The sequence below is a fragment of the Streptomyces sp. NPDC001270 genome, from assembly GCF_042896695.1.
In the GTDB taxonomy this organism is placed as follows: domain Bacteria; phylum Actinomycetota; class Actinomycetes; order Streptomycetales; family Streptomycetaceae; genus Streptomyces.
Genome location: NZ_JBIAXM010000045.1, coordinates 29,734 through 51,203, shown reverse-complemented (window position 1 = coordinate 51,203; position 21,470 = coordinate 29,734). Strand labels below are relative to the sequence as shown.

The following is a 21,470-nucleotide window of genomic DNA, read 5'->3' as shown; positions in this document are numbered from 1 at the left end:
GGTCCCGGCCGCTCCTGCCGTGCCTCTGGCATGGCGGGAGCGGCGCCGGGCCCCTGAGGAGTTCCCCACGGTCCCCGTGGGCGGTCTGGAGTGGTCGCCCCTGGATGTGGCGGCCACCTTGTTCGAGGCGGGTGCCGACTACGAGCTGGGGGATCCCGTTCCCAGTACGGATGTCCTGTACGAGCTGCTGTGTGCCTCGGTGGAGGAGCTGGGTCCGGCCGGGATCGCCGCACTCGTCGACGACTTCGCCGTGCTGGAGGCGGAAGAGTTCTCCGAGGTGGGCGTCTGCCGCCGGTTCGCCTACCGGCTCGCCCTGTCGTTCTGGTACGAGGGGGCCCGCTCCCGGCCGATGACGGTCGGGGAGGCGGCCGTGGCGCTGTACCTGTCGCCCGCCTACCGCCACCACCAGGTCGACGCGTTCACCGTGCGGCGTGCTCCGCTGCTGGTGTCCAGGGCGATCCGGCAGGGCGCCGCCCTGGTCCCGGTGGAGACGCTGGCGCGCCTCGGGGAGGCCATGCGCCGGGAGTTCGCCGCGCCCGTGACGCCGGGCGTCACGCAGGTCAGCGACACGGCCGTGGAGCCGTCACGGGAGGGCGTCACGGCCGTCACGGCGGGGCGTGACTGGCTGTACCGGCAGGCTCTGCCGGACTGGCACCGGCGCCGGTTCTGCTTCGACCTGATCCGCGCCGATGTCCGTCAGCCGTCGCCGCTCGTGGTCCGGTTGGACGGGGGTGGCTACGTGCTGGGGGCGACCCCGCCGGCGGGCCCGGACGGGACCTGGTCGCGGACGCTGCGGGCGCGGTGGTGACGTGCCGGACAACAAGCCCCACGGGGAGGTGCGCCGCCGCCGCAAGCGGCAGGCGGCGTACGTCCGGCACCGGTGCGCCTACTGCCGCCGCCGGTTCCCCCTGTCGATCGCCCTCCTGATCGCCGCACGGCACCCCGTTCACGAACCCGACCCGCCGTTCACGGCCGGAGGGCCGACCGTTCACGGCGGGCCGGTCGTGTTCACGGTGAACGGGTCGGGTGTTCACGGCGGGCCGGTCGTGAACACCGATCGGGCGGGGGTGTTCACGGCGCCGCTCACGCTCGATGTCTGGCGGCTGCTGGCCCGACTCGCCCACGCCAACCAGCCGACCCACAACACCCCTTCGGGTCGGCCACGGTCTACCCCCTGCCTGCACGAATCGACCCCGCACAGCCCGACCCCCGACCCGATCCCCGAGAGGGAGGCTGCATGAACGCGCCCCGGAACCAGTCGACCGACTCCCGTGCCGTCCTGCGGGGCGGACTACCCGACCGCTACCTCACCCCGGAAGACCTGGTCACCACGTTCAGCCTGCCGAGTGTCGAGACCGTCTACGCCTGGCGCCGCAAGCGCATCGGACCGCCCGCCATCCGCATCGGCAAGTACCTGCGCTACGACCCCGCCGCCGTCCACGCATGGGCCCAGCAGCAGACCGACCAGGACACCGCCGCGGCGTAGCCCGCGCGCCGCGCGGCGGGGGAGACGCCATCGCACGGCCGGGGGAGGCGGGGAGAACTCCCCAACCGCCTCCCCCGGCTGCCTCCCCCGCACTGATCAGCAAAAACAGCTCTTGGGGGAGGCGGGGAGGCGGCAGTGAGCACCCACGAAAAACGCCCTCTGGAAGCCACCTGGAGCCCGTGTCTCTGCCTCCCCGAACTGCCTCTTTCGCCCCCCTGCTGAAGGGAGTCAGCCAGCATGGCTGGCCACATCCAAGACCGCTGGTACAAGACCGAAACCGACGCCAACGGCAAGACCACCCGCGTCAAGACCAACCGCCACGGCACCGGTCTTCGCTACCGGGCCCGCTACATCGGCCCCGACGGAACCGAGAAGTCCAAGAGCTACCCCGACGGACAGAAGCGTCTCGCTGAGAAGTGGCTGTCGCAGACCGAGGCGGACATGTCGCGCGGCCAGTACATCGACCCTCGCGCCGGTCGGCTGACGGTACGGCAGCACGCCGAACGGTGGCTGGCGTCGCTCACCATGGACCCCGGAACCTTCGTCAGCACCGAGCAGCGCGTCCGCCTGCACGTCCTGCCGCATCTGGGCACCCGCACACTCGACTCACTGAAGCCGGTGCACGTCCGTGAGTGGCTGCGCAAGCTCCACGACGGGGGAGTAGCCCCCGCCTATCAGAGGGTCATCTTCGCGAACCTCAACGCGATGTTGGGGGCTGCTGTCGAAGACCGTCTGATCCCACACAACCCGTGCCGGTCGGCGTCCGTGAAGGCGCCCAGGCCCGAGCCTCGCCGGATCGTGCCCTGGCGTCCTCAGCGCGTGCTGGCCGTGCGCTCGGCACTGCCGGAGAGGTACCGGGCCACGGTGGACCTGGCCGGCGGGTGCGGCATGCGACAGGGCGAAGTGCTCGGACTGGCTCAGGATGACGTCGACTTCGCGGAAGGAGTCGTGCACATCGTCCGGCAGGTCAAGCTCATCGCCGGAAAGCAGGTGTTCGCGCTGCCCAAGGGAGGCAAGACGCGCACCGTCCCTCTCCCTGAGAGCGTCGCGAGGGTGCTTGAGGCTCACATCGCCCGGCATCCGTCCACGGTCGTGGCGCTGCCGTGGCGATCGGTCGACGGCTCGCCGGTGACTGCTTCGCTGCTGTTCTCCAACGCTCAGGGGCGAGCGGTGAACCGAGTGGTCTTCAACCGTCTGGCATGGCGTCCCGCCCTCGACGCGGCGGGCGTGAGCCGCGCCAGGGAGAACGGCATGCACGCGCTGAGGCACTTCTACGCGTCCGTTCTGCTCGACGCAGGAGAGAGCATCAAGGCCCTGTCCGAGTACCTGGGACACCACGACCCTGGCTTCACGCTGCGGACGTACACGCACCTGATGCCGAACAGCGAGAAGCGGACGCGCGAGGCGGTGAACCACGCGTTCGAGGACGGCCCGCAGACCGATGACGGCCCCACGACGGCCCAGGGGGACTGACGCGGGTAGGAACGTGCAGGTCAGACCGCAAGCGCCGTCAGTAGCGCTGGTTGAGATACCCCAGCAACTCGTCGTGGAGCAGTCCGTTGGACGCGGCGGCGTTGCCGCTGTGCGGGCCCGGGCGGCCGTCGAGGCCCGTGAAGGTGCCGCCGGCCTCCGTCACGACGATCGCCGTCGCGGCCATGTCCCAGAGGGACAGCTCGGGTTCGGCGCAGATGTCCACCGATCCCTCGGCGACCATCATGTACGGCCAGAAGTCGCCGTACGCGCGCGTGCGCCACACCTCGCGGGTGAGGTCGAGGAAGCCGCCCAGCCGGCCCTGCGCCTCCCAGCCGGACAGCGAGGAGTACGCGAAGGAGGCGTCCGCCAGCGTGGAGACGTGCGAGGCGTGGATGCGGTGCGCGGAGGTCAGGCTGCGGCCGGTGAAGGCACCGTGACCCTTCGCCGCCCACCAGCGGCGGCCCAGCGCCGGGGCGGAGACCAGACCGACTACGGGCTGGTAGCCGCCCTCGCCCGCCTCCATCAGCGCGATCAGGGTGGCCCAGACCGGGACTCCGCGTACGTAGTTCTTCGTGCCGTCGATCGGGTCGATCACCCAGCGGCGGGGGCCGGTGCCCTCCATGCCGTACTCCTCGCCGAGGATCGCGTCCCGGGGCCGGGCGCGCTGGAGCTGGCCCCGGATCAGCTCCTCGGCGGCCTTGTCCGCCTCGCTGACCGGGGTCATGTCCGGCTTGGTCTCCACCTTGAGGTCGAGGGCCTTGAAGCGGGACGTCGTCGCGGCGTCGGCCGCGTCCGCGAGGACGTGGGCGAGGCGGAGGTCGTCGAGGTAGTCGGGCATGTGCTGAACCGTATCCGGCCCGGTCGCGGCCCGGCCACCGGGGCCGTCGCTCCGGCACCGGCCCGCGGCCGGCGAAGTGGCGGACATTCGTTCCCGTGGCGGGCGTCCCCGACGCGAACCCTTGACAGTGCGGGGGCACCCGTCAAACCTGTCCGCTAAGCCGTTCACCCCAGGAGGCGACGATGCCTGCTGCCCGGGAATCCCTGCTGGACGCCGCGTACCGCGCGCTCGCGCAGCGGCCCTGGCCCGCCGTGCGCATGGTGGACGTGGCCGCGGCGGCCGGAGTGTCCCGGCAGACCCTGTACAACGAGTTCGGCAGCAAGGAAGGGCTCGCCAGGGCACTCGTGCGCCGGGAGGCCGACGGCTATCTCGCGGGGGTCGAGCGGGCCCTGGCGGACGGCCTCGAACCGCGCGACCGGCTCACCGCCACCGTCGAGTGGACCGCGGCCGTCGCCCGCGACAACCCGATCGTGCGCGCCATGCTGACCGGCTGCTGGAGCGAGCGGCTGCCCACGCCGACACTGTCGGCGGTGCCGTCCTCCTCGGCCGCACCGGCGCAGCGCCGTGCGGACGGCCCGCTGCCGTCGCCCGGCGACTTCGTGCGGATCGTGCGGGACCGGGCGCTGGCGTCCCTGACCGGGCCCGGTGCCGTCCGGCCGGGCAGCGCCGAACTGCTCAGGTCCTGCGAACTGGTGGTACGGCTCGCGCTGTCCTGTGTGGCCGCGCCGCCCGCGGAGGGCCGGATCGCCGACCTGGTGCGGGACGCGCTGCACCGCCAGCCCGTGTGACCGGCGGCCGGACGCTCAGTGGGTGGATCCCGACAGCTGGAGCCCCATCACGCCGATGATGACCAGGCTGATCGAGACGATCTTCAGCGTCGACACCAGGTCGCCCAGGAAGATCATGCCGTAGATCGCGGTGCCCGCGGCGCCGATGCCGGTCCACACGGCGTAGGCCGGGCCGACGTCCAGTTTCTTCAGGGAGAGGGTGAGCAGACCGAAGCTGCCGAGGGCGAAGCAGGCGAACGCGATGGTCGGCCACAGCCGGGTGAAACCGTGCGACAGCTTCAGGCAGACCGCGAAGCCGGTTTCGAGAATTCCGGCCACGACGACCAGCAGCCAGGCCATGTGCTGTCCTCTCCCGTATGTCCGGCTCGGTGCGATTATGCACGTGCCACAGCTGCACCCCCGCAAACGCCGCCGAGGTCAGTCGCCGTCCCTGCGTTCCCGCGTGGCGAGCAACCGGCGCAAAGAGTACAGGCGAGCCGGGTCCGCATGCCCCTCGGCCACCCATTCGTCCAGCGCACAGTCCGGTTCGTCGTGGCTACAGGCCCGCGGGCAGCCCGCGGTGCCGGGCTCCAGGTCCGGGAAGGCGTGGATCACGCGGGACGGGTCGATGTGGGCGAGGCCGAAGGAGCGCACGCCCGGGGTGTCGACGACCCAGCCGTCACCGTTGCCCAGTGGCAGGGCGAGCGCCGACGTGGTGGTGTGCCGGCCCCGGCCGGTCACCGCGTTGACATGTCCGGTCGTACGCCGCAACTCCTCCGGGACCAGCGCGTTGACCAGCGTCGTCTTGCCGACCCCGGAGTGGCCGATGAACGCGGTGACCTTGCCGGTCAGCTGCTCCCGCACCCGCTCCACCGCGACGCCCTCCGCCAGCTCCTGACGGCTGGTGACGACGTACGGGATGTCCAGGTCGCCGTACAGCTCCAGGAGTTTGTCGGGCGAGGCCAGGTCCGACTTGGTCAGCACCAGCAACGGGTCGAGACCGCCGTCGTAGGCCGCGACCAGACAGCGGTCGATCAGCCGGGGGCGGGGTTCGGGGTCGGCGAGGGCGGTGACGACGGCGAGCTGGTCGGCGTTGGCGACGACCACGCGCTCGTACGGGTCGTCGTCGTCCGCGGTCCGGCGCAGCACCGACGTGCGTTCCTCGATGCGGACGATTCGCGCGAGGGCGTCCTTCTTGCCGGACAGGTCACCGACCAGCGCCACCCGGTCACCCACGACGGCCGCCTTGCGGCCCAGCTCGCGGGCTTTCATCGCGTGGACCGTACGGTCCTGGACGAGACAGGTCAGCCGCCCCCGGTCGACGGTGAGGACCATGCCCTCGGCGGCGTCCTCGTGCTTGGGCCGGATGCTGGTGCGCGGCCGGTTGCCCTTGCGGTTCGGGCGGGTACGGATGTCGTCCTCGTCAGTGTGCTTGCCGTAGCGGCGCATGATCCCGGCCCGCCCGTCAGTTCCCGAGCATCCCGGCCCACAGTGCGGGGAAGTCGGGCAGGGTCTTGGCCGTCGTCGCCACGTTCTCGATCCGCACGCCCGGCACCGCGAGGCCGATGACCGCGCCGGCCGTCGCCATGCGGTGGTCCTCGTAGGTGTGGAAGACCCCGCCGTGCAGTGGGCGCGGACGGATGTGCAGGCCGTCGGCGGTCTCCGTCACGTCACCGCCCAGCTCGTTGATCTCCTTGGTGAGCGCGGCCAGCCGGTCCGTCTCGTGCAGCCGCAGGTGGGCCACGCCGCGCAGGGTCGAGGGGGAGTCCGCGAGCGCGGCGACCGCCGCGATGCCCGGGGTCAGCTCGCCCACGTCGCCCAGGTCCACGTCGATGCCGTGGATCGCGCCGGAGCCGGCGAACTCCAGGCCGTACTCGGTCAGCGTGCAGGAGCCGCCCATCTCGGTGAAGATCTCGCGCAGCCGGTCGCCCGGCTGGGTCGTCCGGGCCGGCCAGTCGGGGACCAGCACCTTGCCGCCGGTGACCAGGGCCGCGGCCAGGAACGGCTGGGCGTTCGACAGGTCCGGCTCGACGGTCAGGTCGCGGCCCAGCAGGGCGCCGGGAGTGACCCGCCAGACGTTCGGCTCGCCGCCCGACTCCGGGGTGTCCACCTGGGCGCCGACCCCGCGCAGCATGTCGACGGTCATCCGGATGTGCGGCAGGGAGGGCAGGGAGGCACCGGTGTGGCGGACCTCCACCCCCTGGTTGAACCGTGGCCCGGAGAGCAGCAGCGCCGAGACGAACTGGGACGACGACGAGGCGTCGACCGACACCGGGCCGCCCTCCAGGGCGCCGCCGCCGTGCACGGTCAGCGGCAGCGCGCCGCGGCCGTCGTCGTCGATCCGGGCGCCGAGGTCGCGCAGGGCGTCGATCACACCGTTCAGGGGGCGCTCGTAGGATCGCGGATCCCCGTCGAAGCGGATGGGGCCGTCGGCGAGTGCGGCGACCGGCGGCAGGAAGCGCATCACGGTGCCCGCGTTGCCGACGTCGACTGTGGCCGGGCCGCTCAGGCCCGCGGGCAGCACCCGCCAGGCCTCGCCGGAGCCGTCCGGGCCGACCCCTTCCTCGATGCCGACGCCCATGGCCCGCAGGGCGCCCGCCATCAGGAGCGTGTCGCGGGAGCGCAGCGGGCGGCGCAGCCAGCCCGGTTCGGAGGCGAGCGCGGCGAGCACGAGGGCACGGTTGGTGACGGACTTGGACCCGGGCACGTGGACCGTCGCGTCGACGGCTCCGCTCGCGTGCGGGGCGGGCCAGAGGGCGGTGGGTGCTTCGTTCGGGGCCATGGCCCCACTTTAGTGGGCGGGTGGTGTCCGGGTGCGGCGCCGTGGGGCAGGTCGTCGGCCCGCTCGCGGCTCCGTCCGGCCGGGGGAATCCCGCCGGCGGCGGAGCCGGACGGCGGTGCGGTCCGGGCCGCTGCGGCGGGGGCCGGAACGGGTCCGGCGGCCGGGGCGGCGGCTTTGGCGGCCGGGGCGGGTCACATCCCGAGCAGCCAGCGGCCCCCGCCGATCAGCGAGCACAGCGACACCGCGTGGAACAGGAACAGCCACAGGCCCGCCGGGACGTGGGTCAGGCGGGACAACTGGTCGGCGTCCGAGTCACCCGCCGCGCCCCGCACCCGCTTGGCCTGGAGCTCGAAGGCCGGGCGCACCCCGCCCAGCAGCAGGAACCACACCACCGCGTACCCGAACGCCGCCTGCACCTGCGGTCCGGCCAGCCAGGACACCAGCAGGAAGGTGCCGCCGCTGAGGACCACCGTCAGCACCCCGTACGCGTTGCGGATCATCACCAGCATGGCGACGAGCAGCGCGGTGGCCAGCCAGAGCAGCAGCGTGATGTGCCCGGCGGCCAGCAGCGCCGCCCCGCCCAGGCCGAGCAGCGGGGGCGCGGTGTACCCGGCGGCCGCGGTGAGGATCATGCCGATGCCGTGCGGCTTGCCGCGGCTGACGGTGAGGCCGCTGGTGTCCGAGTGCAGGCGTATGCCGGTGAGCTGCCGGCCGGTGACCAGCGCCACCAGGCCGTGACCGCCCTCGTGCGCGATGGTGACGGCGTTGCGCGAGACGCGCCAGGCCGAGCGCGGCACGACCACGGCGAGCGCCGCGGCCAGGGTGGCCAGCACCACCCACAGGGCCGGGTCGGGCTGGCTGCCCCAGAGCCGGTCCCAGAGGTCGGGCAGCGCGGTCGATGCGGTGCTGTCCATGTGTGGCGGTCGCTCCCTCTGGCTGGTCGAGCCGGTCGAACGGGTCTGGCTGGTCGTGACGGGTCTGGCCGGTCGGACGGGTTTGGCGGGTCGGACGGGTCTTGCGGCTTGTGCGGGTCGTGCGGGTCGCGCCGGTCGTCCGGCAGGTCGGGTCCCGCCGATCGGGTCCGGTGGCCGGGCGGGCGGCTGGGCCTGGCAGTGTGGCACGTACGTGCGGACACCAGGTGAGACGCCATTGCGGCAGCGATCGTTCCTGACGGCGAACGCGCAGGTCACCGTCGTAGAGCCGCGGAGCGGTCCGCGGTTCCTGTGCCACCCGTCGTCCCTGTGCGCCGGCCAGGAGACGCCTGTGACCACCCCGGCGAACCCGCCCCACCCCGTGCCGGGCCGGCACCGCTCCTCCGCGCGCCCTCCCGCCCCCTCGCGACCCCCACCGGTCTGCCACCCTGGGAGGTGTCCGGACGGCCCGGACACAGGAACAGGGTTTGCGCAGGCCGGAGGGGCGAATACAGATGTGTGGACGGTACTCGGCGAGTCGTGCGCCCGAGGATCTCGCCGGAGTCTTCGAAGTCGAGAGGTTCGACCCCGAGGAGACCCTCGCGGCCGACTACAACGTGGCCCCCACCAAAGAGGTCTACGCCGTGCTCGACCGTCCGTTGAAAGACACCGGCGATCCGCGCCCGGTGCGCCAGCTGCGCCGGCTCAGGTGGGGGCTGGTGCCGTCCTGGTCCAAGTCGCCCGAGGGCGCGGCCCGGATGATCAACGCGCGCGCGGAGACCGTGCACGAGAAGCCGTCGTACCGCCGTGCCTTCGCCGCCCGGCGCTGCATCCTGCCCGCCGACGGCTACTACGAGTGGGTGACCGGCACGCAGGAGCGCGACCTGGAGGTCGAGGGGAAGAAGAAGCGCCCGCGCAAACAGCCGTACTTCGTGCTGCCCGCCGACGGATCGGTCTTCGCGATGGCCGGCCTGTACGAGTTCTGGCGGGACCGGACCCTGCCCGACGACCACCCGCGGGCCTGGTGGGCGACCTGCTCGGTGATCACCACGGAGGCGGAGACCACCCCGCTGGCCGTGGCCCCGGCCGACGGGCCGCACAGCCTCGCCGAGATCCACCCCCGGATGCCGCTGATGCTCACCCCGGACCGCTGGGACGCCTGGCTCGACCCGTCCCGCACGGACGCCGGGGACCTGCGCCCGCTGCTCGAACCGCCGCCGCACGGCCTGATGCGCGCCTACCCGGTCCCGACGGCCGTCAGCAACGTCCGCAACAACGGCCCGGAGCTGCTGAAGGAGCTGACGGGCCCGGAAGAGGGCACACTCTTCTGATGTGACGACAGAGATCACCGGGACCACCCAGACCATCGCCACGGACGCGGGGGACGCCCGCGTCACCTGGCACCGGACCCGGCGGGCCCGGCTGGTGCTGGCCGTGAGCCACGGGGCCGGCGGCGGCATCGAGGCACGGGACCTGCGGGCGCTCGCGGCGGCGCTGCCCGACCGGGGCGTCTGCGTGGCCCTCGTCGAGCAGCCCTGGCGGGTGGCGGGCCGGAAGGTCGCCCCGGCGCCGAAGACCCTCGACACCGGCTGGCGCGGGATCTGGCCCGCGCTCACCGCACCGGGACTGCCGGTGATCTCCGGCGGGCGCAGCGCCGGGGCCCGGGTCGCCTGCCGCACGGCCGGCGAACTGGGCGCGCACGCGGTCCTCGCCCTGAGCTTCCCGCTGCACCCGCCGGGCCGGCCCGAGAAGTCCCGGGCCGCGGAGCTGCTGGGGGCGGGGGTGCCCACGCTGGTCGTCCAGGGCGGCAACGATCCGTTCGGCAGGCCGGCCGAGTTCCCCGAGGGGACGTACCGGCTCGTCGAGGTGCCGTACGCCGACCACGGCCTCGCCGTGCCCAAGCGCGCCGGCATCGGCCAGGAACGGGCCCTGGAGATCGTCACCGAGGCGGTCGCGGAGTGGGCCGCGTCACTCGGGTGACGCCCGGGAATGCCGGGCGTGGGCGCACTGTTGTGGCGGTCAGAGTGCTGAGATTCTCCGGCACCGACGTCGTGGGAGAGAGGAAGTCCGCCGCATGGGTTCGACCATCTGCCCGAGCCACAGCAGCCGCCCTGACCTGGACTGGACGGTGCTGCATGCGGCCAAGACCGCACCCATTCGAGGGGCGGCGGGCCCGGGTGGTGTTCTATCCTCCGATTCGAGTGGGACCGCTCTCGGTCCCGTCCGGGATCTTGAGGAGGTGGGTGCGGTCACTGGGACCGACGCAGGGACCGGCAACGGCCAGGCGGAGCTGCCCGAGGGCCGGGGCATCGGCGCGGAGTCCAGCGCGCAGCGCAACGCGCGCTTCGAGCGGGACGCGCTGGAGTTCCTCGACCAGATGTACTCGGCCGCGCTGCGCATGACGCGCAACCCGGCCGATGCCGAGGACCTGGTGCAGGAGACGTACGCCAAGGCGTACGCGTCCTTCCACCAGTTCCGTGAGGGCACCAACCTCAAGGCGTGGCTGTACCGGATCCTCACGAACACCTTCATCAACTCGTACCGCAAGAAGCAGCGCGAGCCGCAGCGCAGCGCGGCCGAGGAGATCGAGGACTGGCAGCTGGCCCGCGCCGAGTCGCACATGTCGACCGGTCTGCGCTCCGCCGAGTCGCAGGCGCTGGACCACCTGCCCGACTCCGACGTCAAGGAAGCGTTGCAGGCGATCCCCGAGGAATTCCGCATCGCCGTCTACCTCGCGGACGTAGAGGGCTTTGCCTACAAGGAGATCGCGGACATCATGGGGACACCCATCGGTACGGTGATGTCCCGGCTGCACCGGGGCCGCCGGCAACTGCGCGGCATGCTGGAGGACTACGCCCGCGATCGCGGACTGGTCCCGGCGGGTGCCGCTGAGTCGAACGAAGCGAAAGGCTCGGGCTCATGAGCTGCGGAGAGCCGCACGACACGGACTGCAGTGAGGTACTCGACCATCTCTACGAGATCCTCGACAGCGAGATGCCGCCGGCCGACCTCGACAAGTTCCAGCAGCACTTCGAGGAGTGCTCGCCGTGCCTGGAGAAGTACGGCCTGGAGCAGGCGGTGAAGAAGCTGGTCAAGCGGTGCTGCGGCCATGACGACGTGCCGATCGACCTGCGCGCCAAGGTGATGGGGCGGATCGACCTGATCCGCTCCGGCCAGGTCGTGCCGGAGCACGAGGTCACGGCGACCCCGCAGGAGTCCTGACCCGGCTCGGTCCCGGCCCGTGCCCACCGGGCCCGTCCGCACGCCCGAGCCGCGGCCCGCGCCTCCGGCCGGCTCGCTTCCTGACTTCGGGGTCATCACCCGAACGTGCTAATCCGTCCGGTACGGGCCCACGGGCCCCCCGAGCCGCGCCTTAGGCTCCGGAGCCAGGACGGGCTGGTCGGGCGGGGAGGGCGTCATGGAGACGGTTCCGGCGCGCGCACGCGTGTACGTCGCCTGCGTCGCCGCCCTTGCCGTGATCGCGATGCTGCGCCTGCCCCACGTCCGCTCGCCCTGGTGGGTGATCACGCTGCTCGCGGTGCTGTACGCGGTCTGTGAGCGGATCGTCCGGCGCCGCTTCGGCGGCACCTTCCACCCCGTCCTGCTCGCCGGGGCCTTCCTGCTGCCCGCGCCCGCCGCCGCGTTCGTACCGGTGCCCGGCGCGCTGCTCTCGCCCGCCGAACGGCCCCGCGTGCTGCGCCGGATCTGGCGCGCCGCCCAGTCCTCGCTCGCCGTGTGGGCGACGGCCCGCGTGCACTGGTGGCTCGGCGGCGGGGACGCGGTCGTGCACTCCGACTTCCCGTACGCGCTCGTGCCCGTCGCCGCCGCCGTACCGGTCTTCTGCCTCGTCCTCGGCGCGCTCGACGGCGGCCTGCGCGCCCTGGGCGTCGGAGTGCCGCCCGCCCCGTGGGGACAGCGCGGGACGGGTCTCGCGCGCCGCGCCTGGCGCGCGCTGCTGCCCCGCTCGCTCGCGCCGATCGCCGTGCACGGGCTGGCCGGGCTGATGATGGCCGTGCTGTGGCGCGGCCCGCACGGGCCCGTCGCGGCGCTGCTCGTGCTGCTGCCGATGGGCGTGTCCTGGTGGGTCTTCGCGCAGTACCACCGGGAGCGGGCGGCCCACCAGGCGACCATCCGCGCGCTCGTGCAGGCCGTCGACATCAAGGACGGCTACACGCGCGGCCACAGTGAGCGGGTCGGGCAGGCGTCCGTGCTGATCGCCCGGGAGCTGGGCCTGGGCGACGACCGCGTCGAGATGCTGCGGTTCGCCGGGATCCTGCACGACGTGGGCAAGCTGGGCGTACCGACGCGACTGCTGCGCAAGGACGGGCCGCTGACCCCCGAGGAACGGCGCGTGATCGAACTGCATCCCGAGTACGGCCACGAGATGGTCCGCGGGATTTCCTTCCTCGGGGAGGCCCGGGCGGCGATCCTGCACCACCACGAACGGCTCGACGGCACCGGCTACCCGTACGGCCTCGCGGGCGGTCAGATCCCCGAGTGCGCGCGGGTGGTGGCCGTCGCCGACGCCTTCGACGCGATGACCTCCACCCGCACCTACAGCAGGGCGCGGCCCGTCCCGGCGGCACTGCGGGAACTGGAGCGCTGCGCCGGCGCGCAGTTCGACCCCCGGATGGTCGCCGCGCTGGCGCGGGCCCTGGGGCGGCACGGCTGGCATCCCGCGGTCACCGCCGACGAGCCGCGGTATCCCGTGCTGCCGGCCGAACCCCTCGCGGACCCCCGCGGAGCACACCGGTGACCCCGCTCCGGCTGGTCCACGCCGCCGCCGCGCTGCTAGCCGCGCTCTCCCTCGCCGTCACCCTCGTCTCCGGCGTCGACCAGCGGGGGACCGCCCTCGCGTTCGGCGTGCTCATAGCCGTCGGCGAGCTGACCGTCCCCCGGGGGCCGGGACCCGCTCGGGCGGCGGGCATCCCCGTCCACGTCACCGGGGCCGACGCCGTCACCGGCGTCGACACCCGGGAGACCGCCTCGCTCGGCGCGGCCGGCGCGCTGTCGTACGCGCTGCTCGGCGAGGGAGCCGGACATCCGGCCACGTCCCAGGCGCTCGGCCTGGCCCAGAGCGCGGGGACCCCCGTCCGCGCCGCGCAGGTCGTCACCATCGTGGTCGCCGCCTCGCTGCTCGGCAGCGTCCCGCACATCTGGTGCGGCCGGACCGCCACCCCCGATCTGCTGGCCCGCCGCGTCCTGACCACCGGCTTCGCCGCCGTCTGCTGCCAACCCCTGGACGGCGACGGCGTGTTCGGGGCCTGGGGCGGCGTCACCCACGCCGTGCTGCTGCTCGTCCTCCTCGTGCTCACCGCGCTGTGCGACGCCGTACTGGCCGCCGCGCTGGCCCACTCCCGCACCCGGTGGCCGTTCGGACCGCTGCTGCGGGACGAACTGCGCGCGCTGCCCGGGATCGGGTCCGCGGTGTGCGCGACGGGCGCGGTGATGGCGCTCGCGGTGGCCGCCGTCGGACTGTGGGCGCTGCCCGTGTTCTGCCTGCCGCTCCTGCTCACCCAGCTCTCGCTGCGCCGGTACGCCGCCGTGCGGGCCACCTACCGGCAGACCATCGCCTCTCTCGCCCGGGCCACCGAGACCGCCGGGTACACCCCGGCCGGACACGCCCACCGGGTCGCCGCGCTCAGCCGGGCCGTCGGCCGGGACCTCGGGTTGACCTCGCCCGAGCTGACCGTGCTGGAATACGCGGCGCTCATGCACGACATCGGCCAGCTGAGCCTGGTCGACCCGGTGCCGGCCGGTGCCACCGCCGGGCTGCCCGCCGAACAGCAACGGCGGATAGCGCTGCTCGGCGGTGCCGTCGTACGGCAGACCGGGGTGGACGCCGCGGTCGCCGTGGTCGTGGAGCGGCAGGCCGACCCGTACCGGGAGCAGCCGGTGGCCGCGCGGATCATACGGGCCGTGAACGCGTACGAGGAGAAGGCGCGGGACGCCGGTCCCGGCGCCCCCCTCGCGGCGCTGGAGGAGCTGCGGCTGGGCACCGCCGGGGACTACGCGCCGGACGTGGTGGAATCGCTCGCGCGGGTGCTGGGCGACCGGGCCGCGGGACGCGAGCGGTTCGGGCCGGGCGGGGGCGGACGTCGGACGGGGCTGTCTGACCCGGCCCGCGGCTGGGTAACCCATGGGTAATGAGCGGCCCTCCCGCCGTACGTGGTTGGATGCGAGGGAGAGGGTGTCCGGGGGCACAAGCCAGCCCACAGTGCGGATCTGGAACTGGCAGGCGGGAATCGTGAGGATCTTCGGCAAGGGACGGCACCGGCCCTCCGCCTCGTGGCGGCAGGCCACCGACCGGGCGTTCACACTCATCGGTGACGGCCGGTACGAGGACGCGGGCGAGCTGCTGACACGCGCCGCCGACCTGGAACCCTGGCTGTCCGAGTCCTGGTTCAACCTCGCCCTGCTGCACAAGTTCCGGCACGACTGGGAGCAGGCCCGCGCGGCCGGACTGCGCGCCGTGGCCCTGCTCGACCGGGAGACCGGCGCGCCCGACTGGTGGAACGTGGGCATCGCCGCCACCGCCCTACAGGACTGGCCGCTGGCCCATCGTGCCTGGCAGGCGTACGGACTGCGGGTGCCCGGGGGCTCCCGGCCGGGAAGCGCCGCCGCCTCCGGCGAACCGCTCGGCATGGAGCTGGGCAGCGCGGTCGTCCGGCTGTCCCCGGAGGGGGAGGCCGAGGTGGTGTGGGGCAAGCGGCTCGACCCGGCCCGGATCGAGGTGCAGTCCATCCCGCTTCCCTCGTCGGGGCGCCGCTGGGGCGAGGTCGTCCTGCACGACGGGGTGCCGCACGGCGAGCGCACCACGGCGGCCGGGCACGCCTATCCGGTCTTCGACGAGATCGAACTGTGGGCGCCGTCGCCGGTGCCCACCTGGGTGGTCCTGCTGGAGGCCGCCACCGAGGCCGACCGGGACGCGCTGGAGCAGCTGGCCGCCGACGCCGGCTTCGCCGCCGAGGACTGGTCGTCGTCCGTGCGGCTGCTGTGCCGGATGTGCTCCGAGTCGCGGATGCCGTCCGACGAGGGGGACGGGGAGCACCTCGACCCGCACGATCACAGCGAGCCGGGACATCCGGGGCCGCTCGGGCACCGGACGGACGGCCAGCTGTGGGTACCGGAACGGGAGTGCGGGGTGGCCGCGCCGGCCTCACTGGTCCGGGGGCTGCTGGACGGGTGGGTGGCGGACAGCCCGGACTCCCGGGACTGGCGGGATCTGGAAGAGGTCTGCTAGGCGCTTCACTGGACGGGCGGGGGTGCGCCGTCGCTCCGGCTGCGACTGCGCCTGGGTCTGCGGCTGCACCTGTACCTGTACCTGTACCTGCACCTGGGTCTGTGCCTGCGGCTTCGGCTGTCTCCGCGTCCGCGCCCGTGTCTGCGGCTCCTGCTGTCTCTGCGTCCGAGTCTGTGCCGGGGGCGCTTGCACGTACCCTGTATCAGCAACATTTCCCCGTTCCAGCATTTCCCCGTTCCACCATTCATTTCCCTGTTCTTTGAGGAAGGCATACGTCGGTCATGGCGCAGCAGGACACCGATCAGCAGCACGCGGGCGTGCTCCCCGTGGACGACGAGGGCTTCGTCATCGACACCGACGGCACCGAGGAGCGCGAGGCCGCCTGGCGGGAGCGCGGCACCTCGCGGCCGATCACGGTCGTCGGCAATCCGGTGCTGCACAAGGAGTGCCAGGACGTCACCGAGTTCGGTGACGAACTCCAGCAGTTGGTCGCGGACATGTTCGCCAGCCAGCGCACCGCCGAGGGCGTGGGCCTGGCCGCCAACCAGATCGGCGTCGACCTGAAGGTCTTCGTCTACGACTGCGGGGACGACGGCGGCGAACGGCACGTCGGCGTGGTCTGCAACCCGGTCCTCGTCGACCTGCCCGCCGACCGGCGCCACCTGGACGACAGCAACGAGGGCTGCCTGTCCGTGCCTGCCGCGTACGCGCCGCTGGCCCGTCCCGACTACGCCGAGGTGACCGGGCAGGACGAGCGGGGCAACCCGATCAAGGTGCGGGGCACGGGCTACTTCGCCCGGTGTCTTCAGCACGAGACCGACCACCTGTACGGCTACCTGTACATCGACCGGCTCTCCAAGCGCGAGCGCAAGGACGCGCTGCGGCAGATGGCCGAGAACGAGCCGCGCTACCCCGTGGTCGCCAACGACTGAGGCCCCGGCAGGGCCTCGACCAGCCGGCTGTGACGCCCGGCCAGGGAACCCCTGGCCGGGCGTCGTGCGTAGCGGTCCAAAGCCGAGCGTACAAGAGGGGAATCTCGGCGCGCGGGGGTAGTGAATGGAGCGAATCCGTTCCCAGACCGGTCAGTTGTGGTGCTGAATGGGGTGCGCGGGATACGCAACGGCGCACGCCCGGCACAGCGGGAGGGGCGTGCGTATCTGACGGCTGAGAGGGGTTAGTTCGTGCGTGCGTTACCACACGGCACCATATCGACGCCGACGGCGGTGGCAGTGCCACCGCCGCTCGCTCTCCCGGTGATCGAGGAATCCTTTCCCAGGCAACTGCATCCGTATTGGCCCAGGCTCCAGGAGAAGACCCGCCTCTGGCTGCTCGAAAAGCGGCTCATGTCGGCGGACAAGGTTGCGGAATATGCCGATGGTCTGTGCTACACGGACCTGATGGCGGGGTACTACACGAGTGCCGCCGACGACGTGTTGCAGGCCATTGCCGACTACAGCGCGTGGTTCTTCGTCTGGGACGACCGACACGACCGTGACATCGTGCACGGCCGGACGGCCGACTGGCGGCGGCTGAGATCGCGGTTGCACACGGCCCTCGATTCACCACGGCACCATCTGAACCATCAGGATCCCCTGGTCGCGGGGTTCGCGGACAGCACGCTGCGGTTGTACTCCTTCCTTCCGCCGACCTGGAACACGCGGTTCGCCCGCCACTTCCACTCGGTGATCGAGGCGTACGACCGCGAATTCCACAACCGCACCCAGGCATATGTCCCGGGCGTCGAGGAGTACCTGGCCCTGCGCCGCCTGACCTTCGCGCACTGGATATGGACGGACCTGCTGGAGCCGAGCGTGGGTCTCGAACTTCCCGACGCCGTGCGGAAAGATCCGGCATACCGCCGTCCGGCACTGCTGAGCCAGGAATTCGCCGCTTGGTACAACGACCTCTGCTCACTGCCCAAGGAACTGGCGGGCGCCGAGGTGCACAATCTGGGAATCAGCCTCGTCACCCATGAGGGAATGGCCCTGGAAGACGCGGTCGGTGAAGTCAGGCGACGTGCCGAGGAATGCATAACGGAATTCGTCGAGGCGGAACACACCGCCGTGCGGTTCGCCGACGGTCTGGCCGACGGAACGACGCAGGGAAAGGAACTCAGCGTCGCCGTTCGGGCCTGCATCTGCAATATGCGCAATTGGTTCAGCTCGGTCTACTGGTTCCACCACGAGTCCGGCCGCTACCTGGTCGACCGCTGGGCGGACCGGTCCACGCCCCCGTACGTCAACAACGAAGCGGCAGGTGAGAAATGACCGTCGAGTCCGTGCGGCCCGTGCCTCCCGGGACGCCACCACTCTCCGAGCCACCGCTGGCCGGCGGCGGTGTGCCGGGCCTGGGCCACGGCTGGCGGCTGGTCCGCGATCCGCTGGCCTTCATGTCCCGACTGCGCGACCACGGCGACGTCGTACGGCTGAAGCTCGGCCCGAAGACGGTGTACGCCGTCACCTCCCCGGAACTCACCGGAGCGCTGGCCCTCAGCCCCGATTACAAGATCGACGGGCCGCTGTGGGAATCCCTGGAGGGGCTGCTCGGCAAGGAGGGGGTGGCCACCGCCAACGGGCCCAGGCACCGCCGCCAGCGGCGCACCATCCAGCCCGCCTTCCGGCTCGACGCGATCCCCGCCTACGGGCCGATCATGGAGGAGGAGGCGCACGCGCTGACCGAGCGCTGGCGGCCCGGCGAGACCGTCGACTGCACCTCGGAGTCCTTCCGGATCGCGGTGCGCATCGCCGCCCGCTGTCTGCTGCGCGGCGAGTACATGGACGAGCGGGCCGAGCGGTTGTGCGTTGCGCTCGCCACCGTCTTCCGCGGTATGTACCGCCGGATGGTGATGCCGCTCGGACCGCTGTACAAGCTGCCCCTGCCGGCCAACCGCGAATTCAACCGGGCGCTGGCCGACTTGCACCTCCTGGTCGACGAGATCGTCGCCGAGCGCCGCGCGTCGGGGCAAAGGCCGGACGATTTGCTGACGGCTTTGCTGACGGCCCGGGACGAGAAGGGCGACCCCATCGGGGAACAGGAGATCCACGACCAGGTCGTCGCGATACTCACCCCCGGCAGCGAAACGGTGGCCTCCACGATCATGTGGCTGCTCCAGGTGCTCGCCGAACACCCGGAACACGCCGAGAAGGTGCGCGCCGAGGTGGAATCCGTCACCGGCGGCCGGCCGGTCGGATTCGACGACGTCCGGGCGCTCGGACACACGAACAATGTCGTTGTCGAGGCGATGCGCTTGCGTCCGGCCGTATGGATATTGACCCGGCGCGCGGTGACGGACACCGCGCTCGGCGGCTATCGCATTCCGGCGGGGGCGGACATCGTCTACAGCCCGTACGCGGTCCAGCGCGATGCCCGTTCGTACGCCGACAACCTCGGCTTCGACCCCGACCGCTGGCTGCCGGAGCGGGCCAAGGACGTGCCGAAGTACGCGATGAACCCGTTCAGCGTGGGCAACCGCAAGTGCCCGAGCGACCACTTCTCGATGGCCCAGCTGACCCTGATCACCGCGGCACTGTCGGCGAAGTACCGGTTCAAGCAGGCCGGCGGGTCGAACGACGCGACCAGGGTGGGCATCACGCTCCGCCCGCACCGGCTGCTGCTGACACCCGAGGAGTGGTGACGGGCCCGGCGCGCCAGGCCCCCCGTCCCCGGTGACGGTGCGCGACGCCTGTTGCCACCGGCGCGCGTTCAGGCGGCCTCGGGGCCCCGGAACGTGCGCCGGTAGGCGTACGGGGTCGTCGCCAGCGTCCGGACGAACTGGTGGCGCAGTGCGGCGGCCGTGCCGAAGCCGGTACGGGCCGCGATCGCGTCCATCGTCTCGTCCGTCCGCTCCAGCAACTCCTGGGCCAGCAGCACCCGTTGGCGCAGGATCCAGCGGTAGGGGGTGGTGCCGGTCTCCTGCTGGAAGCGGCGGGCGAAGGTGCGCGGCGACATGTGCGCGCGGTCGGCGAGCTGCTCGACGGTGACCTCCTCGTCGAGGTGCTCGTCCATCCAGGCCAGCACGTCGCCGACGGTGTCGCACGGGCGCTTGGGCAGCGGACGCTCGATGTACTGGGCCTGCCCGCCGTCCCGGTGCGGCGGCACCACCATGCGCCGGGCGATCTTGTTGGCGATCTCGGGGCCCTGCTCCTTGCGCACGATGTGCAGGCAGGCGTCGATCCCGGCCGCGGTTCCGGCGGAGGTGATCACCGGGTCGTCGTCGACGTAGAGCACGTCCGGCTGGATGATCGCCCGCGGGCAGCGCAGGGCGAGGTTGTGGGCGTGCCGCCAGTGCACGCTGCACCGCCGCCCGTCGAGCAGCCCGGCGGCACCGAGCACGAACACCCCCGAGCAGACGCTGAGCACCCGCGTCCCGCGCTCCGCCGCCGCCGCCAGGGCGTCCAGCAACTCGGGCGGGAACGTGCGGTCGGCGAACCCGTTGCCCGCCGGTACGGCGATCAGGTCGGCCTCGGCCAGGCGCTCCAGCCCGTACGGCGTGGAGACGGTCAGCCCGCCGACATGGGTCTGCAACGCCGGGCCCTCCGCCGAGACCACGGCGAAGTCGTACGTCGGCAGCCCCTCGTCACTGCGGTCGATGCCGAACACCTCGCAGACGACGCCCAGTTCGAAGGGGTGCGCGCCGTCCAGCAGGACGGCCACCACGTTTTTCAGCATGCTGCCAGTGTGCCTCGTTCTTGGCAGTAATTCGAGGGTGTGCGGCAGCCCTGCCACTGTCGGCGCGGGGTGTGCGGGACGACAGTAGTGTCCATGAATACGAACCAGATCGAAGGTCTGACCGGAATGGGTGCCGTCCTCGCGATCCTCGTCCTCCTGGCCCTCCCGTCGGTGCTCGGCATGGTGCGCGACCGGCGCATCGACCGGCAGATCAGGGAGGCCCAGGAGATCGGCGACGTCAAGGTGGCTCAGAAGTCCTCGTCCAGGTCGACGGTGCCCTCCACCGCCACCTGGTACGCCGACGGGCGCCGCTCGAAGAAGTTGGTCAGCTCCTGAACCCCTTGCAGCTCCATGAAGGAGAAGGGGTTCTCCGAGCCGTACACCGGGGCGAAGCCGAGGCGGGTCAGCCGCTGGTCGGCGACGCACTCCAGGTACTGCCGCATCGAGTCGGTGTTCATGCCGGGGAGGCCGTCACCGCACAGGTCGCGCGCGAACTGCAGCTCGGCCTCCACGGCCTCCCGCAGCATCTCGGTGACCTGCTGCCGCAGCTCGTCGTCGAAGAGGTCCGGCTCCTCCTTGCGGACGGTGTCGACCACGTCGAAGGCGAAGCTCATGTGCATCGTCTCGTCGCGGAACACCCAGTTGGTGCCGGTGGCCAGGCCGTGCAGCAGGCCCCGGCTGCGGAACCAGTAGACGTAGGCGAAGGCGCCGTAGAAGAACAGCCCCTCGATGCACGCCGCGAAACAGATGAGGTTGAGCAGGAAGCGCCTGCGGTCCGCCCTGGACTCCAGGCGCTCCAGCTTGTCCACCGAGTCCATCCAGGTGAAGCAGAACTGCGCCTTCTCCCGGATGGACGGGATGTTCTCGACGGCCGCGAAGGCCGCGGCGCGGTCCTCCGGGTCGGGCAGATAGGTGTCCAGCAGGGTCAGGTAGAACTGGACGTGCACCGCCTCCTCGAACAGCTGGCGTGACAGGTACAGCCGCGCCTCCGGGGAGTTGATGTGCTTGTACAGCGTCAGCACCAGGTTGTTCGCGACGATCGAGTCGCCCGTCGCGAAGAACGCCACGAGCCGGCCGATGAGGTGCTGCTCGGCGGGGGTCAGCCGGGCGAGGTCGGCGACGTCCGAGTGGAGGTCGACCTCCTCCACGGTCCAGGTGTTCTTGATGGCGTCCCGGTAGCGCTCGTAGAAGTCCGGGTAGCGCATGGGGCGGAGCGTCAGCTCGAAGCCCGGGTCGAGGAGATGGGCGTTGCGGGTCATGTCCGTCGGCGCGGTGCGCCGTCCTCCAGGGGTGGTGGTCGGG

23 protein-coding genes are annotated in these 21,470 nt (G+C 72.0%); 16 read left to right on the top strand and 7 right to left on the bottom strand.

The window, feature by feature from the left end; translation table 11 throughout:
- The first annotated feature begins 19 nt into the window (after positions 1-19).
- The 4 genes from ACFY2B_RS41015 (at position 20) to ACFY2B_RS41000 (ending at position 2,959) form a co-directional block, all read left to right on the top strand.
- Entirely contained in the window at positions 20-808 is a 789-nt protein-coding gene (locus ACFY2B_RS41015; protein WP_390768159.1) for a hypothetical protein, read from the top strand.
- Position 809: 1 nt separating this feature from the next.
- Entirely contained in the window at positions 810-1,241 is a 432-nt protein-coding gene (locus ACFY2B_RS41010; RefSeq protein ID WP_390768158.1) for a hypothetical protein, read from the top strand.
- Positions 1,238-1,486 (top strand): helix-turn-helix transcriptional regulator, encoded by a 249-nt coding sequence (locus ACFY2B_RS41005; protein WP_390768157.1) that lies wholly within the window; start codon positions 1,238-1,240, stop codon positions 1,484-1,486. The genes ACFY2B_RS41010 and ACFY2B_RS41005 overlap by 4 nt, the downstream gene beginning before the upstream one ends.
- Positions 1,487-1,723: 237 nt before the next feature.
- Positions 1,724-2,959 (top strand): tyrosine-type recombinase/integrase, encoded by a 1,236-nt coding sequence (locus ACFY2B_RS41000; RefSeq protein WP_390768156.1) that lies wholly within the window; start codon positions 1,724-1,726, stop codon positions 2,957-2,959.
- 37 nt (positions 2,960-2,996) lie between these two features.
- On the opposite strand, the gene hisN is transcribed toward ACFY2B_RS41000, so the two are convergent.
- Positions 2,997-3,797: a histidinol-phosphatase gene (gene hisN / locus ACFY2B_RS40995; RefSeq protein ID WP_390768155.1), complete on the bottom strand. Its 801-nt coding sequence runs from the start codon at positions 3,795-3,797 to the stop codon at positions 2,997-2,999.
- 182 nt (positions 3,798-3,979) lie between these two features.
- Between hisN and ACFY2B_RS40990 the strand changes: the two genes are divergently transcribed.
- Positions 3,980-4,585 carry a TetR/AcrR family transcriptional regulator gene (locus tag ACFY2B_RS40990; RefSeq protein WP_390768154.1) on the top strand — a complete coding sequence of 202 codons (606 nt, stop codon included), beginning with the start codon at positions 3,980-3,982 and terminating at the stop codon, positions 4,583-4,585.
- A gap of 15 nt (positions 4,586-4,600) precedes the next feature.
- Here ACFY2B_RS40990 and ACFY2B_RS40985 read toward each other — a convergent pair whose 3' ends face one another.
- The 4 genes from ACFY2B_RS40985 to ACFY2B_RS40970 form a co-directional block, all read right to left on the bottom strand.
- Entirely contained in the window at positions 4,601-4,924 is a 324-nt protein-coding gene (locus ACFY2B_RS40985) for a DMT family transporter (protein ID WP_390768153.1), read from the bottom strand.
- A gap of 78 nt (positions 4,925-5,002) precedes the next feature.
- Entirely contained in the window at positions 5,003-6,013 is a 1,011-nt protein-coding gene (gene rsgA / locus ACFY2B_RS40980) for a ribosome small subunit-dependent GTPase A (protein ID WP_390768152.1), read from the bottom strand.
- 16 nt (positions 6,014-6,029) lie between these two features.
- A complete protein-coding gene (gene aroA, locus ACFY2B_RS40975) occupies positions 6,030-7,346 on the bottom strand; it encodes a 3-phosphoshikimate 1-carboxyvinyltransferase (protein ID WP_390768151.1) in 1,317 nt (438 codons plus the stop codon).
- A 191-nt stretch (positions 7,347-7,537) separates the two neighbouring features.
- A complete protein-coding gene (locus ACFY2B_RS40970) occupies positions 7,538-8,260 on the bottom strand; it encodes a M50 family metallopeptidase (protein WP_390768150.1) in 723 nt (240 codons plus the stop codon).
- 512 nt (positions 8,261-8,772) lie between these two features.
- Here ACFY2B_RS40970 and ACFY2B_RS40965 point away from each other — a divergent pair.
- The 10 genes from ACFY2B_RS40965 (at position 8,773) to ACFY2B_RS40920 (ending at position 19,134) form a co-directional block, all read left to right on the top strand.
- Positions 8,773-9,588, top strand: coding sequence for an SOS response-associated peptidase (locus tag ACFY2B_RS40965; RefSeq protein ID WP_390768149.1), 816 nt, complete (start codon positions 8,773-8,775; stop codon positions 9,586-9,588).
- A 1-nt stretch (position 9,589) separates the two neighbouring features.
- Positions 9,590-10,237: an alpha/beta family hydrolase gene (locus tag ACFY2B_RS40960; RefSeq protein WP_390768148.1), complete on the top strand. Its 648-nt coding sequence runs from the start codon at positions 9,590-9,592 to the stop codon at positions 10,235-10,237.
- Positions 10,238-10,496: 259 nt separating this feature from the next.
- A complete protein-coding gene (sigR, locus tag ACFY2B_RS40955) occupies positions 10,497-11,180 on the top strand; it encodes an RNA polymerase sigma factor SigR (RefSeq protein WP_390768147.1) in 684 nt (227 codons plus the stop codon).
- Complete coding sequence (gene rsrA / locus ACFY2B_RS40950) at positions 11,177-11,479, top strand: mycothiol system anti-sigma-R factor (protein WP_390768146.1); 303 nt, start codon at positions 11,177-11,179, stop codon at positions 11,477-11,479. The genes sigR and rsrA overlap by 4 nt, the downstream gene beginning before the upstream one ends.
- A 196-nt stretch (positions 11,480-11,675) precedes the next feature.
- Positions 11,676-13,013: an HD-GYP domain-containing protein gene (locus ACFY2B_RS40945; protein ID WP_390768145.1), complete on the top strand. Its 1,338-nt coding sequence runs from the start codon at positions 11,676-11,678 to the stop codon at positions 13,011-13,013.
- Positions 13,010-14,404: an HD-GYP domain-containing protein gene (locus ACFY2B_RS40940; protein WP_390768144.1), complete on the top strand. Its 1,395-nt coding sequence runs from the start codon at positions 13,010-13,012 to the stop codon at positions 14,402-14,404. The genes ACFY2B_RS40945 and ACFY2B_RS40940 overlap by 4 nt, the downstream gene beginning before the upstream one ends.
- Before the next feature lie 100 nt (positions 14,405-14,504).
- Complete coding sequence (locus tag ACFY2B_RS40935; RefSeq protein ID WP_390768143.1) at positions 14,505-15,500, top strand: tetratricopeptide repeat protein; 996 nt, start codon at positions 14,505-14,507, stop codon at positions 15,498-15,500.
- A 281-nt stretch (positions 15,501-15,781) separates the two neighbouring features.
- A complete protein-coding gene (gene def / locus ACFY2B_RS40930) occupies positions 15,782-16,432 on the top strand; it encodes a peptide deformylase (protein WP_376534536.1) in 651 nt (216 codons plus the stop codon).
- 249 nt (positions 16,433-16,681) lie between these two features.
- Positions 16,682-17,767, top strand: coding sequence for an epi-isozizaene synthase (gene cyc1, locus ACFY2B_RS40925; RefSeq protein ID WP_390768142.1), 1,086 nt, complete (start codon positions 16,682-16,684; stop codon positions 17,765-17,767).
- The gene (locus tag ACFY2B_RS40920; RefSeq protein ID WP_390768141.1) at positions 17,764-19,134 is read left to right on the top strand and encodes a cytochrome P450; all 1,371 of its coding nucleotides are present in this window, start codon (positions 17,764-17,766) and stop codon (positions 19,132-19,134) included. Before cyc1 ends, ACFY2B_RS40920 begins: the two co-directional genes overlap by 4 nt.
- A gap of 68 nt (positions 19,135-19,202) precedes the next feature.
- Here ACFY2B_RS40920 and ACFY2B_RS40915 read toward each other — a convergent pair whose 3' ends face one another.
- Positions 19,203-20,168 (bottom strand): helix-turn-helix domain-containing protein, encoded by a 966-nt coding sequence (locus ACFY2B_RS40915; protein ID WP_390768140.1) that lies wholly within the window; start codon positions 20,166-20,168, stop codon positions 19,203-19,205.
- Positions 20,169-20,261: 93 nt separating this feature from the next.
- On the opposite strand from ACFY2B_RS40915, the gene ACFY2B_RS40910 reads away from it, so the two are divergent.
- Positions 20,262-20,504 carry a hypothetical protein gene (locus tag ACFY2B_RS40910; RefSeq protein WP_390768139.1) on the top strand — a complete coding sequence of 81 codons (243 nt, stop codon included), beginning with the start codon at positions 20,262-20,264 and terminating at the stop codon, positions 20,502-20,504.
- Here ACFY2B_RS40910 and ACFY2B_RS40905 read toward each other — a convergent pair.
- Positions 20,417-21,427, bottom strand: coding sequence for a ribonucleotide-diphosphate reductase subunit beta (locus ACFY2B_RS40905; RefSeq protein ID WP_390768168.1), 1,011 nt, complete (start codon positions 21,425-21,427; stop codon positions 20,417-20,419). The two genes, ACFY2B_RS40910 and ACFY2B_RS40905, sit on opposite strands and share 88 nt — an antisense overlap.
- Positions 21,428-21,470 lie beyond the last annotated feature (43 nt).

What these genes read in the sequence shown, in the direction of transcription:
- ACFY2B_RS40920 (WP_390768141.1), top strand. Translation starts at nt 17,764, where the DNA reads ATGACCGTCGAGTCCGTGCGGCCCGTGCCTCCCGGGACGCCACCACTC.
- ACFY2B_RS40945 (WP_390768145.1), top strand. Translation starts at nt 11,676, where the DNA reads ATGGAGACGGTTCCGGCGCGCGCACGCGTGTACGTCGCCTGCGTCGCC.
- ACFY2B_RS40970 (WP_390768150.1), bottom strand. Translation starts at nt 8,260, where the DNA reads ATGGACAGCACCGCATCGACCGCGCTGCCCGACCTCTGGGACCGGCTC.
- hisN (WP_390768155.1), bottom strand. Translation starts at nt 3,797, where the DNA reads ATGCCCGACTACCTCGACGACCTCCGCCTCGCCCACGTCCTCGCGGAC.
- ACFY2B_RS41000 (WP_390768156.1), top strand. Translation starts at nt 1,724, where the DNA reads ATGGCTGGCCACATCCAAGACCGCTGGTACAAGACCGAAACCGACGCC.
- def (WP_376534536.1), top strand. Translation starts at nt 15,782, where the DNA reads ATGGCGCAGCAGGACACCGATCAGCAGCACGCGGGCGTGCTCCCCGTG.
- ACFY2B_RS40965 (WP_390768149.1), top strand. Translation starts at nt 8,773, where the DNA reads ATGTGTGGACGGTACTCGGCGAGTCGTGCGCCCGAGGATCTCGCCGGA.
- rsrA (WP_390768146.1), top strand. Translation starts at nt 11,177, where the DNA reads ATGAGCTGCGGAGAGCCGCACGACACGGACTGCAGTGAGGTACTCGAC.
- ACFY2B_RS40915 (WP_390768140.1), bottom strand. Translation starts at nt 20,168, where the DNA reads ATGCTGAAAAACGTGGTGGCCGTCCTGCTGGACGGCGCGCACCCCTTC.
- ACFY2B_RS40985 (WP_390768153.1), bottom strand. Translation starts at nt 4,924, where the DNA reads ATGGCCTGGCTGCTGGTCGTCGTGGCCGGAATTCTCGAAACCGGCTTC.
- ACFY2B_RS40990 (WP_390768154.1), top strand. Translation starts at nt 3,980, where the DNA reads ATGCCTGCTGCCCGGGAATCCCTGCTGGACGCCGCGTACCGCGCGCTC.
- ACFY2B_RS41005 (WP_390768157.1), top strand. Translation starts at nt 1,238, where the DNA reads ATGAACGCGCCCCGGAACCAGTCGACCGACTCCCGTGCCGTCCTGCGG.
- aroA (WP_390768151.1), bottom strand. Translation starts at nt 7,346, where the DNA reads ATGGCCCCGAACGAAGCACCCACCGCCCTCTGGCCCGCCCCGCACGCG.
- rsgA (WP_390768152.1), bottom strand. Translation starts at nt 6,013, where the DNA reads ATGCGCCGCTACGGCAAGCACACTGACGAGGACGACATCCGTACCCGC.
- ACFY2B_RS40910 (WP_390768139.1), top strand. Translation starts at nt 20,262, where the DNA reads ATGAATACGAACCAGATCGAAGGTCTGACCGGAATGGGTGCCGTCCTC.
- ACFY2B_RS40905 (WP_390768168.1), bottom strand. Translation starts at nt 21,427, where the DNA reads ATGACCCGCAACGCCCATCTCCTCGACCCGGGCTTCGAGCTGACGCTC.